14 protein-coding genes are annotated in these 15,185 nt (G+C 66.5%); 12 read left to right on the top strand and 2 right to left on the bottom strand.

The genetic code is table 11. From position 1 onward, the window contains the following. Positions 1-100: 100 nt before the first annotated feature. The 7 genes from M3B11_RS08210 (at position 101) to M3B11_RS08170 (ending at position 6,607) form a co-directional block, all read left to right on the top strand. The gene (locus tag M3B11_RS08210; RefSeq protein WP_259876970.1) at positions 101-1,138 is read left to right on the top strand and encodes an NAD(P)H-quinone oxidoreductase; all 1,038 of its coding nucleotides are present in this window, start codon (positions 101-103) and stop codon (positions 1,136-1,138) included. A gap of 28 nt (positions 1,139-1,166) precedes the next feature. Then, positions 1,167-1,871, top strand: coding sequence for a bacterial proteasome activator family protein (locus M3B11_RS08205; protein ID WP_259876962.1), 705 nt, complete (start codon positions 1,167-1,169; stop codon positions 1,869-1,871). Positions 1,872-1,878: 7 nt separating this feature from the next. After that, complete coding sequence (locus M3B11_RS08200) at positions 1,879-2,394, top strand: hypothetical protein (protein WP_259876960.1); 516 nt, start codon at positions 1,879-1,881, stop codon at positions 2,392-2,394. A 111-nt stretch (positions 2,395-2,505) separates the two neighbouring features. After that, positions 2,506-3,390 carry an HAD family hydrolase gene (locus tag M3B11_RS08195; protein WP_259876958.1) on the top strand — a complete coding sequence of 295 codons (885 nt, stop codon included), beginning with the start codon at positions 2,506-2,508 and terminating at the stop codon, positions 3,388-3,390. Between the two features lie 203 nt (positions 3,391-3,593). After that, positions 3,594-5,594 carry a trypsin-like serine protease gene (locus tag M3B11_RS13310; protein ID WP_311197750.1) on the top strand — a complete coding sequence of 667 codons (2,001 nt, stop codon included), beginning with the start codon at positions 3,594-3,596 and terminating at the stop codon, positions 5,592-5,594. A 120-nt stretch (positions 5,595-5,714) separates the two neighbouring features. Next, positions 5,715-6,062 (top strand): META domain-containing protein, encoded by a 348-nt coding sequence (locus tag M3B11_RS08175; protein ID WP_259876956.1) that lies wholly within the window; start codon positions 5,715-5,717, stop codon positions 6,060-6,062. Between the two features lie 53 nt (positions 6,063-6,115). After that, a complete protein-coding gene (locus M3B11_RS08170) occupies positions 6,116-6,607 on the top strand; it encodes an META domain-containing protein (RefSeq protein ID WP_259876954.1) in 492 nt (163 codons plus the stop codon). Positions 6,608-6,668: 61 nt separating this feature from the next. Here M3B11_RS08170 and M3B11_RS08165 read toward each other — a convergent pair whose 3' ends face one another. After that, positions 6,669-7,478, bottom strand: a complete 810-nt coding sequence (locus tag M3B11_RS08165; protein WP_259876947.1) for an HAD family hydrolase — start codon at positions 7,476-7,478, stop codon at positions 6,669-6,671. A gap of 8 nt (positions 7,479-7,486) precedes the next feature. Continuing rightward, a complete protein-coding gene (gene serS, locus M3B11_RS08160) occupies positions 7,487-8,776 on the bottom strand; it encodes a serine--tRNA ligase (RefSeq protein ID WP_259876946.1) in 1,290 nt (429 codons plus the stop codon). Positions 8,777-8,885: 109 nt separating this feature from the next. Here serS and M3B11_RS08155 point away from each other — a divergent pair, with 109 nt between their 5' ends. The 5 genes from M3B11_RS08155 (at position 8,886) to M3B11_RS08135 (ending at position 15,119) form a co-directional block, all read left to right on the top strand. Next, positions 8,886-10,049, top strand: a complete 1,164-nt coding sequence (locus tag M3B11_RS08155) for a diacylglycerol kinase family protein (RefSeq protein ID WP_259876940.1) — start codon at positions 8,886-8,888, stop codon at positions 10,047-10,049. Between the two features lie 66 nt (positions 10,050-10,115). After that, complete coding sequence (locus tag M3B11_RS08150) at positions 10,116-10,943, top strand: hypothetical protein (protein WP_259876934.1); 828 nt, start codon at positions 10,116-10,118, stop codon at positions 10,941-10,943. 106 nt (positions 10,944-11,049) lie between these two features. Next, positions 11,050-12,450 (top strand): PT domain-containing protein, encoded by a 1,401-nt coding sequence (locus M3B11_RS08145; RefSeq protein WP_259876932.1) that lies wholly within the window; start codon positions 11,050-11,052, stop codon positions 12,448-12,450. Between the two features lie 200 nt (positions 12,451-12,650). After that, positions 12,651-14,288, top strand: coding sequence for an anion permease (locus M3B11_RS08140; protein ID WP_259876927.1), 1,638 nt, complete (start codon positions 12,651-12,653; stop codon positions 14,286-14,288). A gap of 51 nt (positions 14,289-14,339) precedes the next feature. After that, positions 14,340-15,119: a maleylpyruvate isomerase family mycothiol-dependent enzyme gene (locus tag M3B11_RS08135; RefSeq protein ID WP_259876925.1), complete on the top strand. Its 780-nt coding sequence runs from the start codon at positions 14,340-14,342 to the stop codon at positions 15,117-15,119. The last annotated feature ends 66 nt before the right edge of the window (positions 15,120-15,185 follow it).

The following is a 15,185-nucleotide window of genomic DNA, read 5'->3' as shown; positions in this document are numbered from 1 at the left end:
GTGCCCAGCGCCCCGCACCCGAGGCGGTGGCTGTGCGGTGCGTGTGTGATCGTGTGGCGATACTGACCGCACACCCAGGCCTGGACGCTAGGCTGGCCTCATGCGCGCTATGACGATTCCTCAGCCCGGCGGTCCAGAGGCCCTGGTGCTCGCCGACGACGTCGAGACTCCCGCAATCGAGCCCGGCTCCGTGTTGGTCAAGGTCCATGCCGCCGGCATCAACCGAGCCGATATCCTGCAGCGGCAGGGCCATTACGACCCACCCGAGGGCTCCACCGAGATCCCCGGCCTGGAGGTCTCAGGCACCATCGCCGAGGTCGGTGCCGAAGTGACCGGCTGGAAGACCGGCGACCGCGTCGCCGCCCTGCTGTCCGGTGGCGGCTATGCCGAGTACGTCGACGTGCCGGCCGGTCAGCTGCTGCCCGTCCCCGATCACGTCGACCTCACCGCGGCAGCCGCCCTGCCGGAGGTCGTCTCCACCGTGTACTCGAATGTCGTCATGGAGGCCGGGCTGCGTGCTGACCAGTGGCTGCTCGTCCACGGCGGCGGCTCGGGCATCGGCACCTGCGCCATTCAGCTCGCCCGGGCGCTCGGCGCCCGTGTAGCCGTCACCGTCGGCTCGGAGCGCAAAGCCGCATTCTGCCGCGAACTCGGCGCCGATGCCGTCATCAACTACCGCGAGGAGGACTTCGTCGACCGGATCCGCGAGATCACCGCATCCGATCCCGCCACCGGCCCGGCCGGCGACGCGTGCACCCCGGGTGCCAACGTCATCCTCGACCTCATCGGCGCGAAATACCTCGAGCGCAACATCAAAGCGCTGGCGAACGACGGCCGGCTCGTCGTCATCGGCATGCAGGGCGGGGTCAAGGCCGAGATCAACCTCGCCCGCCTGCTCACCGGCCGCAAGCACATACTCGGCACCACCCTGCGCGCCCGCTCGGCTGCGCAGAAGGCGCTCATCGTCGCCACGGTCCGCCAGCACATCTGGCCGCTCGTGCTCGACGGCACGATCCGCCCGATCATCCACGACACGCTGCCGCTGGCCGAGGCCGGACGCGGGCACGCGATGCTCGAAGATGGCGATAGCATCGGCAAGGTGCTGCTGCGCGTCGGCGATGGCGCTCAGCCCGCCTGACCGCCCCCACGAAGGAGACGAGGACGATATGACCGACGAGACCACCCCGCAGGCCCCGCACCTGGAGACTCTCGCGCAGGCCGCCGCCCGCCTCAACGGCGGGCACAGCACCCCCGCTCCCGAGGCGGGCCCCGCGTCGGGTGCTGACGAGACCACCCAGCAGGATGAGCAGGCGGCGCAGCGCCGGGACACCTCGGGGCAGGACACCTCGAGCCGGGACAGTGGTGGCCAGCGAGCCCCCGGCGCCGAGGCGGGCGAGCAGTCGGCGCCCCAGCAGGGTGGGCAGGAGCGTTCGGCGAAGATCTCCGAGCCCGGCAAGATCGTGCGCGTGGGCACGATGGCCCAGCAGCTGCTCGAAGAGGTCCGCAAGACCGACCTCGATGAGGCCGGCCGCGGGCGGTTGGCTGAGATCCACCGCCGCACGATCGAGGAGCTCTCGGCCGGCATGTCCGATGAGCTCATCGACGAGCTCAAGCGCCTCGATCTGCCCTTCGGGGAGTCGGAGACCCCGTCGATCGGTGAGCTGCGGATCGCGCAGGCCCAGCTCGTCGGCTGGCTCGAAGGTCTCTTCCACGGTATCCAGACCGCGCTCATGAGCCAGCAGGCGCTCGCACAGTCGCAGGCCGGTCAGGAGGCCGGTGCACTGCCGCGCGGGGTGGTCGTGATGGGTCAGGAGGACGGCGGTGGGGACAGCGACTCTGAGGCGGAGCCGCGGCCCGGCAACTACCTCTGAGACCAGCGTGGGAATCCTGTCCCGGCTGACGGGACTGTTCTCCCCGGCCAAGCATGCCGCGCGGGAAGCCGAACGGGAGTTCGGCACCGGGGTGTGGCGTCAGCACCACGACCGGTTCATGCGCGCCGTCGACCGCTTCTACGAGACCGCTGTCGCACTCGGCCACGAAACCGGGGACTCCACCGAAGCCAGCCAGGCTGCCGGCGAGCAGATCGCCGGTCTCACCGCACCGCTGAATGAGGCTGCTGAGCAGGTCACGGAACTCACCCGCCGGTTGCATGCGCGCTGGCCGGTCGAGGGTCTTGTCGTCCCGGCCGGTGTGCGCAGTGCCTGCGGGCCGCTGCCGGAGAAGCTGTCCCAGGCGGCGACGAAGGCCGCGGAGGCCGGGCAGGCGGTTGCGATGGCCCGGATCGCTGTGCGCACAGGGCAGGACCCGGCGGCTCCGACCGCGGCTGCGGCACGGTTCGTCGACGATGTCACCGCGCTCATCGACGAGTGCATCCGCCTCGACGCGGCGAGCTGATAGATATAAAGAGCTGATAGATATAGAGGTAGGCCACCCCGCATGACGGGCGCCGGCAGCACAGCGAAGCAGCAACACAAGTAATAGGTATCGGCGGGACGGAGGCCAGCAGTGAGCGAGACGAGCACACCGCAGGCACCGCATCAGCATCCAGAGAACATCCGGCTCGTGGCCAGCGATGTCGACGGCACGCTGCTGCAGCGCTTCCAGCCGATCCCCCAGGCCACCATCGAAGCGGTGAATGCGCTCGTGGCCGCCGGTGTCGACTTCGTACCGGTGACCGGCCGGCCGATCCGCTGGCTGGCACCCCTGCAGCGAGACCTGCCGATCGTCCGCCACGTCATCTGCGCCAACGGCTCGATCGTGTACAACCTGCAGCGCGACGAGGTCGTCCACGCCCACCTCATCAGCACCGAGGTCCAGCACGAGCTCATCAGCCGGGTGCGATCGCACATGCCCGAGGCGAAGCTCGCCTTCGAAACGCTCGATGCCTTCTGCATCGAACCGGGCTTCGTCACCCGCTCGCCGCAGGAGGCCGTGACCATCGACCCGGCTGAGAGCGGGGACATCCGCGAGGTCGCCAAGATCATGGTGCGCGGGCCCTCGACGGACTCCGATGCGATGCTCGCTGCCGTCAGCGAGCTCATCGGCGATGCGCTGCACGCCACGCATTCGAATCCGACGACTGGGCTCATCGAGCTGGCTGCTGCCGGAGTGACGAAGGCGCGTACGCTGGCTGAGTACTGTCAGCGCCGCGGGATCGACGCCGACGATGTCGCCGCGTTCGGCGATATGCCCAATGACATCGAGATGCTGACCTGGGCCGGTTGGGGGTATGCGATGGCCGACGGCCACCCGACCACTCTCGCCGCAGCCCGCGCCATGGCTCCTGCGGTGCATGATGGCGGGATTACTGAAGCGATCCGCGCCTTCGCAGCGGCCGCACAGCGTCGCGGCAAGGGGGATTCTGGCGAGATTGTCCGAATCTCCGACTAATTCTTTCGGTACCCCTGGGGTCATTTCACCTGCGCAAACAGTCATTCGCATGGTGAATTCGACATAAACCCACCTGCCCCAGCTTTTACTTCAGGAGCACTCAGGCTACTCTGAGACTCGTGTGTTGCGGAATGGTAACGGACTTCCTCCCGTCAAGCCCGCAGCCAGCACTGACACTGAACACACCTTTGGAGTACTGACACATGACGAAACGCAATTCGCTGCGGGCCCTGGGCCTGAGCGCTGCGATCATCGTCGGAGCAGGCGGCTCTCTCGCTGCTTCTCCGGCTTTTGCAGCCAAGCCAGCCGCCCCGACCGGAGGCCCCGCATACGAAGAGTTCAGCAGCGACCTGATGGCGAAGAACGTCGCCGGCGTCGGCCCAGGTGGCGACGGCAAGCTCATCGTGATGATTGACGCTTCAGATTCGCGCCAGAAGGATCTCGCCAAGCTCGACACGGAATACTCCAACGTCGAGGTGATTGAGCTCGACGGGCCGATCAGGCCCGTCAGCGACCGTGACGTCGTCGGCGGAGCCGGATACTACTCGAACAGCTCCGGCACTGCGGACGAGATTGCGTCCGGCTGTTCCTTCGGGTTCGCTGGATGGAGCCCCACTGGCGAGGAGTCCGTCATCACGGCTGGCCACTGCCGCGAGACTGCCGGAGGGACCCACGACCACGTTGGCGTGACCGACCCGACGAAGGACAATGACGGCACCGAGGTTTTCAATCCGTCACCCCTGCACAAGGGGGAGATGTTCGGAAAGTTCACTTTCAGCCAGTGGGGCGGCAAGTCAGACCCGTACGCTGGTGAGGATGATCCGACGGTCACCGACATCGCCGCAATCGCGAAGACGAATGACGAGTACAAACTCAAGCCCGAGGTGACCGACTGGACGACACAGGACAGCGGTGATCTCTCGCAGTCAACGACCACGATCACCTCCGTCCGATCAGCTGAACCCAACATGGCTGTCAAACGCTCCGGCCGCACCACTGGCATGACCGACGGTACGACACTCACCGACGCCAAGTACAAGTTCCAGGTGGCCGACGGCCCCGACCCCGACGGCGAAGGGCCTGAAAAGCCCAAGATCCGGTGGGTCACGGGCTTTGCGGCGACCAACGAGATGAAGCCGGGTGACTCCGGCGGCCCGTGGTTCACCGACGACGGCGCAGCTGTCGGCATCTCCAGCGCGATCGCCTCGAGTGATCAATACGAGCATCTCTCGTTCGTGACTGATATCAATCACGGCCTGGAGCAGTCCGGCGGATATGAGGTGCGTCTGCACGTCGAAGCCCCGGGTGAGCCGAAGGTGGTTGCTGGCAGCGGAGCCTCAACGACTGCGAAGGCCGGTGGCCCTGCCGCCGCTCCTGCGGAGTACAAGATCGAGGCGACCCCGGGTCAGAAGATCGAAGGTTCGATCGAGAAGGACGCCACTATCGAGGCTGTCGAAGGCACTGAGGCTCCGAAGGACCTCGCGTCCAAAGACGGCACGTACTCGTTCTCCGCACCCGAGCAGCCAGGCACCTACACCTACAAGCTCCAGGCGCGCAAAGGCAAGTTCAACGTCTCTGATCCGATCACCATCATCGTGACAGTCAAGGAAGAACCGACCGCGGAGCCTACGCAGGACCCGACCGCGGAGCCTACGCAGGACCCGACCGCGGAGCCCACGCAGGACCCGACTGAAGAGCCCTCGGAGGACCCGACTGAGGACCCCAGCGATGACCCGGCAGAGCGCGCTCTGTCGATCGACCCGGAGAACATCAAGGCGACCGACTTCGTCAAGAAGGACGCAGTGACGATCGCAGCTTCCGGCTGCACCCCGGGCACCGAGGCCAACCTCGAAGTCAAGCCGCGCGGCTCGAACGTCACCGGCCACACGGACACCGCCACGGTCGATGAAGACGGCAATGTCGGATTCTCCGTCTACGGAGAGAACGCCGATATGCCGAACGCCTACATCGGCGACTACGACGTCACCGTCTCCTGCGACGGCGGCGACGACCTGACCGGCACCTTCACTGTCACCGAAGCCGGTGGCAAGGACGATGACGGAAAGGGCGGCGACGACAAGAAGGATGACAACAAGGACCTTCCGCGCACCGGTTCTGAGGCACTCGGCTCCCTCGGAGCTGCAGCCGCCCTCATCGCCGGTGGTGCAGGACTCTACGTCCTGGCTCGCCGTCGGAAGAACTGATGCCGCTGACACCGTGACTGCCTAACAGCAGGAACGCCAGCTGATTCGGGCTGTGAACCACAACGGTTCACGGCCCGAATCGCATTCACACGGCAGCAGCAAAACGGCTAGCCTGACAGCATGAACTCCGACCCCCGCAAACAGGACGACAACTCGCTTACGATGCACGACGTGGCCGGCACCTGGCGCTCAGACGAACCCGGTCAGCCGTACCTGACATTCACCGACGAAGGCGCTGCATGGGGAACCGACGGCTGCAACGGCATCAATACCTCCTACACGCTCGACGGGTCCACGATCACAATTGAACCGTGGATCGCCACCGCTCGCGCCTGCCTGGGCGTGGACACGTGGCTGCGCATGGCCCGCTTCGCCGAAATCGACGGTGACACCATGACCATTCTCAACCGGAATGACGACGTCATCGGAACCCTGATCCGATCTGCCGAAGACGTCACAAAGCCCTGACAATCGGCGACGCTGCGGGTCTAGGCCTCAGCCCCCGAAGTATCCTGGACCACATGAGAACACTGAAAACTGCCACGTTTGCTGCAGCCGGCATCTCGATGCTGCTGCTTTCCGCGTGCGGAACTGGCGAGGGCAACGGCACTGTCTCCCCGAGTGAATCCCCCAACGCCACAGACACCTCCAGTGCGACCTCTGAGGAAACCAGCACCGCAAATCCCGGTGACCCGTCCGGCGAGCTGACACCCGAGACTCTCGAAGGCAAGTGGGGGGCAGATCAGAAGGGCGATCCATTCCTCGAATTCAAGACCGATGAGACGGTCATCGGCACCGATGGCTGCAACGGCATCAACAGCACCTACACGATCGAGGGATCGACGATTCACATCGAACCATGGGTGACGACAGCAAAGGGCTGCACGGACATCGATACCTGGCTCAGCGGTGCGAGGACTGCAGAAATCACAGATTCGAATGAGAACGCCGATGAGATGACCGTCAAGGACAAAGACGGCAAGGAAATCGGCACTCTCATCCGGGAGAAGTAGGACTTCCCCGGAGCGACTCTCCGCTCTTCCACCGCCCCGCAGCCTGGGCGGCTGAGTTACCTCAGCTGTCCAGGCCGAAGTAGTCTTCGAGCGCGGTCGCCAGACCGTCCTCCTCGACAGGTCCGGTGACGACGTCGGCCTGTGCCTTGAGTTCGTCCTTCGCCTGGCCCATCGCGATGCCGTGGGCGACCCACTGCATCATCTCCATGTCGTTCATGCCGTCGCCGGCGCACACGGTCTCCGACCGTGCGACTCCCAGCTGCTGACACACGTACTCGACGCCGCTGGCCTTCGAAACGCCGTCGGGGGCGATGTCGAGCCAGTTCGACCAGCCCACGGAGTAGGTCACGCCGTGCAGGCCCATCCGCTCGACCGCCTCTAGGAACTCCTCATTGCTGCCGTTGAGCTCGCGCATGACGATACGGGTGGCTTCCTTGTCCATGAGCTCATCGAAGCTCACGAGCTCCAGCTGCTCATTCGACGCCAGCTCACCGACCGGGAACTCCCCTGACGCCCAGCGCATGAGCTCAGCGTCCTCGACCATGAACAGTGCCATCGGCAGGTGCTCGCGCATCCGCGTGAGCATCGGGCCCGGGTCGAAGGTCTCCACGTGGTGGACCTCCCAGCCCTTCTCAGCCTCCGGGCTGATCCGCACGATCACCGAACCGTTGGAGGCGATGAGGTACCCGTCACGCTGTCCGAGACGGTTGGCCACCTCGAGCGCGCCGCCGACTGAACGGCCGGTTGCAATGACGACATGGTGGCCGGCAGCCTCAGCTGCCTGGATGGCGGAGCGCACCCGATCGGTCATCATATCGTCGTAGTCGACGATCGTGCCGTCGACGTCGAGGGCAATGATGTGGGGCTTCAATCTTCTCCTCAGTCTTCGTAGCGTGCACCATCCGGCCCGTAGCCCGACATGCCGCCGAGGTAGGAGCGCAATGCGGCGGGGATGCGCACCGCGCCGTCGGCCTGCTGGTGGTTCTCCAGCAGGGCGACAAGCCAGCGGGTGTTGGCCACGGTGCCGTTGAGGGTGGCGACCGGCCGGGTGCCCTTGTCGGTGCGTTCGCGGATCTTCAGTCGGCGAGCCTGGAAGGTGGTGCAGTTCGATGTCGAGGTCAGCTCGCGGTACGTCTCCTGCGTCGGCACCCAGGCCTCGCAGTCGTACTTCTTGGCAGCCGAGTCGCCGAGGTCACCTGCGGCGATGTCGACGACCCGGTAGGGGAGCTCGCACTTGGCCAGCATCTCCTCCTGGATCGACAGCATCCGCTCGTGCTCTGCCAGCGCATCCTCCTGCTTGACGTAGGAGAACATCTCGACCTTCTGGAATTGGTGGACGCGCAGGATGCCGCGGGTGTCCTTGCCGTAGGAACCGGCCTCACGGCGGTAGCACGGCGACCAGCCGCCGTAGCGCTTGGGCCCGGCGTCGAGGTCGAGGATCTCGTCCATGTGGTAGCCGGCCAGCGGCACCTCAGAGGTGCCGACGAGGAACAGGTCGTCGGCTTCGAGGCGGTAGACCTCATCGGCGTGCTCACCGAGGAAACCGGTGCCTCCCATCACCTCAGGCTTGACCAGAGTGGGGGTGATGACAGGACTGAAACCGTGCTTCTCGGCAGTGTCGAGGCCCATCGTCAGCAGCGCCAGCTCGAGCCGTGCGCCGAAGCCGGTGAGGTAGTAGAAGCGGGCACCGGAGACCTTCGCCCCGCGGGCGGTGTCGATCGCGCCGAGGCCTTCACCGATCGCGAGGTGATCCTGGGGTTCGAAGCCCTCGGCTGCGAAATCGCGCGGGGTGCCCTCACGGCGCAGCTCAACGGAGTCGTCCTCCCCGCCGGCGGGCACGCCGTCGATGACGAGGTTGGGCAGCTTGCGCACGAGCGTCTCGAAGGCGAAGCCGGCTTCGTCGGCATCGGCCTGCAGTGCCTTGACCTTCTCCGCTTTGCCTTTGGCCTCGGCGACGAGCGTGGCTTTGGCGTCTTTGTCCTTCTCCTTGGCGACCTGCTTGCTGAAGGACTTCTGCTCAGCGCGGGCCTCCTCGAAGGATGTCAGCGCTGCGCGCCGGGCCTCGTCGGCGGCGAGGATCTCATCGACGAGTCCCGGATCCGCCTCACGGGCCCGCTGGGAGGCCTTGAACGCCTCGGGGTCTTCTCTGAGCTGCTGTAGATCGATCACACACCCAGCCTATCGCTGAGAGGAGCGGACGTCTCCCAGCGCCCGTTCACCGGAATTTCGCCCGCGCAGGCTGAGTGAGCTGGACCGGTTCGCGAAGTAGATTGGTGTTATGGGATCTTCAACCGGAACGCTCTTCCTCCTCGCCCTTGCCGTCGTCATCCTGTGTCTCGGCCTGTTCATCGGCTACTGGCTCGGTTCCCGCTCACGTACCGCGAATCGCCGAGCAGCGCAGCAGTCTGGGTCGGGCAGGGATCAGCAGCTCAATGTTGAGGACCTCACGAGCGCGGACAGTCAATCAGGCCAGAGCGCCGATATTCCGCCGAAGCCGCGGGCGGCCATCATCATGAACCCGATCAAGGATGTGACCGGTGACTTCGCCGCGGTCGCCTCGGCGGTGTGCCGCCAGGAGGGCTGGCAGCCGCCGCTCGTCATCGAGACCACCGAGGACGACCCGGGCGAGGCGATGGCCCTCGAGGCGCTTGACGCCGGAGTCGACCTCGTCGTCGCCGCCGGCGGTGACGGCACCGTGCGCGCCACCGCCGAGGTGCTGGCCGGCACCGACACTCCGATGGGCATCATCCCGATGGGCACCGGCAATCTGCTGGCCCGCAACATCGGCCTGCCGCTCGACCGGCAGGAGTGGGCGATGCGCATCGCCCTGTGGGGCCAGGACAAGCCGATCGACATCGGTCACGCGCAGACCGCCCCCGATGGTGAGGACTACGCCTTCCTTGTCATGGCCGGGCTGGGCTTCGACGCCGCCGTCATGGCTGACACCGACTCCGAGCTCAAGTCGAAGGTCGGCTGGCTGGCCTATTTCGAGGCCGGCGCCCGCAAGCTCGTCGGCTCCCCGACCCGTGTGACGATCACCGTCGACGGTGTGCAGGCGCTGCGGGCGAAGGTCCGCGCGGTGGTGGGCGGCAACTGCGGCAAGCTCCAGGGCGGCATCGTCCTCATGCCCGAGGCCGACATCACCGACGGCATCCTCGATCTCCTCGTCGTGGCCCCGAAGAACGCCTTCCAATGGATCGGTGTGGCCGCCTCGGTGTTCTCCCGCCAGAAACGCAAGGGCCTGCACACCCAGATTCTGCGCGGCGAGTCCGTCGTCATCGAATGCGAAGAGGAGATCGATATGCAGCTCGACGGCGACCCGCTCGGCGAGACGAACTACCTGGCCATGCAGGTCGAGCACCACGGTCTCATCGTACGCACCCCGACCCGGGAGCAGACCCGCCTCATCCGGCAGGAGGGCTGGCCGCTTCCCGTCGCCTGAGCCTCTTCCACAAAGCTGAACCTGGGTATATGCTGAGTATCTGGTCGCCGGCTTGAAAGGCACGCCATGAGACTCTCACGCACCTGCGCAGCAGTCCTCATCGCCGTGACCATGTCCGCTGGCGCCGCCCCAGCGCTCGCCCGGCCCGCCGATGGCTCCGTGCAGGCCACCGGCGAGCGCCTCGGCAGCAGGACTGATGAGGACCGGGGCACAGCTCCGGAGCAGACGGCACCCGACTCCTCGGCGACCACGCCGGACAGCACGCAGGAGCGCTCCGCCGACGAATCAGGCGGTTCCACCCAGTCGCCGGCGACGCCCGAGCCGGAGACACCGCAGCCTGCAGCTACCGGGGACGCGACCGCAACGGAACCGGCACCCACCACGGAGACTGCAACCGGCACCTCGGGAACGGAAGAGGCGACTGCAGAGAAGAGGCTGACGATCGAACCGGGCAAGCTGAGCGCCTCGGATTTCGTGCGCGAGGACGCCGTCATCATCACCGCCACCGGCTGCCAGCCCGGCGCCGATGCGACGATGACCGTCATCCCACAGAGCATGAACGTCGGCAACTACTCCGAAACCGCCACCGCCGACGCCGATGGGGCCGTCGCGTTCAGCGTCCACGGCCAGCACGACATCATGGCCCAGACCTACGCGGGCGACTACGCGGTCACGGTTGCCTGCGCCGGGAATGACCAGCGCACCGGCAGCTTCACCGTCACCGCCGATGCCGCACCGACCCCGAGCGCCGGCCCGACAGGCACGCCCGGCGGTCACGACAACCGCGGCGCCCGCCTGCCGCGCACCGGCAGCGACCTGCTGGCCGCAGCCGCCGGCGCGATCCTGCTGACGGTCGGCACCGCCTCGATCATTGTCACCCGCCGCCGCGGCTGAGGCCGCGGGCCGAAGAGTTCTCGCCGGATTCACCTGATCGCCAGCGCCGGGATGCTTCGATCCGCTTGGCTGAGTGTGTATCGATCCTTCTTCTGCGAGGTGTCCTGTGAAGACTCTGCTCTCTGCCCTGTCGCTGCGTGGCCTTGCCGCCGGTGCAGCTGCCCTACTCGCCGCCAGTGCCGGCGTCGCCGTGGCCACACCCGCCCAAGCGGCCAGCGTTTCGGTCGACATACCCTATCCGATCCCGGTCTCCGAGCTCGCCGACGGCATCCCCGTCACCGTCACCACTGAGCCCGGCGCCGAGGTCGACGTGCGCTCAGTCAACGCCATGTTCAACGGCGGTTACACCCTGCCGATCGAAGACGTCGACCGGTTCGACGGGGCAGCCGATGAGTCGGGGGAGTACTCGTTCACCCTCGCCGCTGATGACGCGTTCGTCTCCTCGTTCAAACCGGAGCGCAATGCCACGGTCAGCGAACTGCAGCCCGATGAGGCCGTCGTCGTGCAGGTGAGCAGCGCCAGCAAGAGCACCTCGAAGACGACAGTCGTGACCTACGATGCCGGACACATCGCTGGGCCGGAGACGGCAACCGTCGCCGAGGCGCAGGCTGGCCTGGCATTCTCTGTCCAGGAGGGCCCGGCAGAGGGCTACAGCTACTCCCCTGCCGCGGCACTCGGTGATGAGCCGATCGCAGACGTCGCACCGGAGAGCGTAGGCCCGGCAGAGGAGTTCACCGTCACCGCGCCGGAATCGGTGGCTGTCGGCGATGAGATCACCGTCAGTGCAGAGACGGTCAAGGGCTCCAACCGGCTGCCGGACACGCTGCCGGTCGCCCGGCACACCGTGCGCATCGTCGAGGAGCCGACCGAGGACCCCACCGATGATCCCACGACGGACGCACCAACCACGGACCCGACCGCAGATCCCACAATTGACCCGACGGACGAACCAACCACGGAGCCGACGGACGACCCGACGGCGGAGCCGACCGATGACCCGTCCACTCCGGCCGAACGAGAGCTGAGCGTCGATCCCGAGCGGATCGCGGCTGCTGACTTCGTCGAGGAGGGCGCAGTCACCATCGTCGCCACCGGATGCGAACCCGGTACGGATGCTGAGCTGACCGTGACACCGGAGAACGAGAACATCGGCACCCACGTCGACACCGCGACAGCCGATGCCGATGGCACGGTCGCCTTCACCGTCTTCGGCGACAACCCCGAGGCCGCCGAATCCTACATCGGCGCCTACGACGTCACCGTCTCCTGCCCCGGCGGAGATGACCTCCGCGGCGCCTTCATCGTCACCGCTGGCGACGGCTCGGATGATGACGGCTCAGGCGGCGACGACCAGAGCAAGGATGACAACGGCAAGAACGGCGACGACAAGCGCGATGATCGCAGCCGCCTGCCGCGCACGGGCTCCGAGTTCACCGCCGCCGGCGCCGGTCTGGCGCTGCTGGCGATCGGCACGGTCGGCATCATGCTGACCCGCCGCCGCAGCTGAGCCCGTCATCACAACGCATCACCCCCGGCGGCGCAGGCCACCGGGGGTGATGTGTTCCACCCCAGGTGACCGGGCGCGACCCTCGCGCCTGAGGATCACATGCCGATACTCTGGAGGCAGAATCTGCGGTGACACCCATCGGGAGGCAGAGCCTGCGGTGACGCCCATCCCCGACGTGCAGCTGAGGAGCAGCATTTCCCATGAATGATCGCCCCACTTCTGACCAGACCGCAGAGCGCCGGTCAGCCCTGCGCTCCCGAGCGGAGAAGCGCTCGAAGCAGCAGGCCGAAGCGCGTGCAGATCAGCGCGCCGTCGCCGAGCACGATGGCGGCTCGAGCACTGCAAGCTCCAAGCATCACGACGGATTCTTCGCCCACCTTGGGCTCAAGCCGATCTGGTTCGCCGCCGCCTGGATCGCCCTCATCGTCGTCCTGCTGCTGCCTGGCGATCCCGAGCTCGGCGTGGCCGGTCAGCGGGCACTGGCGATCCTCGCCTTCGCCGTCATCCTGTGGGTCTCCGAGGCCGTGACCTATCCGGTCTCCTCCGTCATCATCATCGGTCTGACCGCGGTCCTGCTCGGCTTCGCCCCTGCGTTAGAGGAAGGCGCCGGCCCCGAGCCGATGGGCTCGACTGAGGCGCTGAAACTCGGCCTGGCCGGCTTCGCCTCCCCAGCGGTCGCGCTGGTGGCAGCCGCGCTCGCGCTCGCTGCGGCGATGCAGGCGACCGGCCTGCACAAGCGGCTGGCGCTGTGGGTGCTGCGGTTCTCCGGTGAGAAGACCAGCAGCATCCTCATCGGTGCGATCGTCATCTCGATCGTGCTTGCGTTCTTCGTCCCGTCCGCCACCGCTCGCGCCGGAGCCGTGGTGCCGATCCTCCTCGGCATGGTCGCCGCGTTCGGCCTGGCCAACAACTCGAAGCTCGGTGCACTTCTCGTCATCGCGGCCGCGCAGGCGGTCTCGATCTGGAATGTCGGGATCAAGACGGCTGCCGCGCAGAACTTCGTGGCCACCGGTTTCATCTCCTCGGAGATGGGCGTCGACGTCGCCTGGGGTTCGTGGTTCCTGTGGGCAGCCCCATGGTCGGTGCTCATGTCCATCACCCTGTACTTCGTCATGCGCTGGGCGATCAAGCCCGAGGCCGACAAGATCGACGGCGGCCGCGAGATGATTCGCCAGAACCTCTCCGAGCTCGGCCCGATCACCGCCCGCGAGATCCGCCTCATCATCATCGCCGTGCTGCTGCTCATCCTGTGGTCGACTGAGGAGGTGCTGCACCCGTTCGACTCGTCGACGGTGACGATCGTCGCGATCGCGGTGATGCTCACCCCGAAGATCGGCGTGTTCTCGTGGAAGGCTGTCGAGAAGCTCATCAACTGGGGCACACTCGTCGTCTTCGCCGTCGGCATCTCACTCGGCTCCCTGCTGCTCAAGACCGGTGCTGCCGCGTGGCTGTCGTCAAAGACCTTCGGGGCGGTCGGCCTGTCGGAGATGCCGATGCTGGCGATCATCGCCGTCGTGTCGGTGTTCACCATCCTCATCCACCTCGGCTTCGCCTCGGCGACTTCGCTGGCCTCGGCCCTTATCCCGGTCTACATCGCCCTGGCGATGAGCCTGCCGGGTGCAGCCCAGGGCGGGTTCGGCTTCGTCATCATCCAGCAGTTCGTCATCAGCTTCGGCTTCCTGCTGCCGATCTCGGCACCGCAGAACATGCTCGCCTACGGCACCGGCGCGTTCACTGCCAAGCAGTTCCTCAAGACCGGCATCCCGCTCACCATCGCCGGCTACCTGTTCGTGCTGCTCCTCTCGGCGACGTACTGGAAGTGGCTGGGACTCGTGTGAGGGCTCGGGTTCAGGCAGGCGCGCTCCGAGGTGGGACGTTAAGCTGAGGACATGGCAATCGATGCAGATCAGCTTCAACGCGACCTCGACCTGCGACTCCTCGGCGAGCAGTTCTTCCTGCAGGCACTCGACCAGCTCTCCCGCGCCGATCTCGACCAGCCCTCATTGCTGCCCGGCTGGTCCCGCAAGCACGTTGCGGCACACGTCATCCACAACGCCGAGGCGTTCATGCGGCTGCTCGAATGGGCCCGAACCGGTGAGGAGAACCGGATGTACCCCTCGCGGCAGGCCCGCGATGAGGAGATCGGCTCGACTGTCGCCCACATCTCCAACGGCGATGTCATGACGATGGCCCATGAGGTCGTCGACGAGCTCAGCGACGAGTTCGACGACATGGACGATGAGGCCTGGAACGCAACGGTCGTCAACGGGCGGGGCGAGGACATCCGGGCCGCGCAGATCCCGTGGTCGCGGGCGCGGGAGGCCTGGATGCATTCCCTGGACCTCAACATCGGGATGACGACCCTCGACTTCCCGGCTGCGATGGTCAACGCACTGCTCGATGAGATCACCGGCATGTGGTTCGCCCGCGACGAACCGGTCAACTTCAAGCTCGACATCACCGACCGCGACGAATCCCCACGCATGGTCGTCGCCGGGCCGGAAGACAGGCGTCCAGCTGAGCCGATCGAGGTGACCGGCGAGGCAGCCGAGATCGTGTCCTATCTCACCGGGCGCGGCTGGCCGAACTCCGGGCTCGAGGACAACGACAAGGGCGCCTCGGGAACGGCGACTCCGCAGGACCTCCCCGAACCGCCGCCCTGGATCTAGCACCGACAACGACGAGGAAGAGGACGAGCGTCATGAGCTACCCACCCCCGCCCCCCCCGCCCCCCC

Origin of the sequence: Brevibacterium sp. p3-SID960 (genome assembly GCF_025144725.1) — a bacterium.
Taxonomy (GTDB): Bacteria; Actinomycetota; Actinomycetes; order Actinomycetales; family Brevibacteriaceae; genus Brevibacterium.
This window is presented reverse-complemented; position numbering and strand designations above follow the sequence as displayed.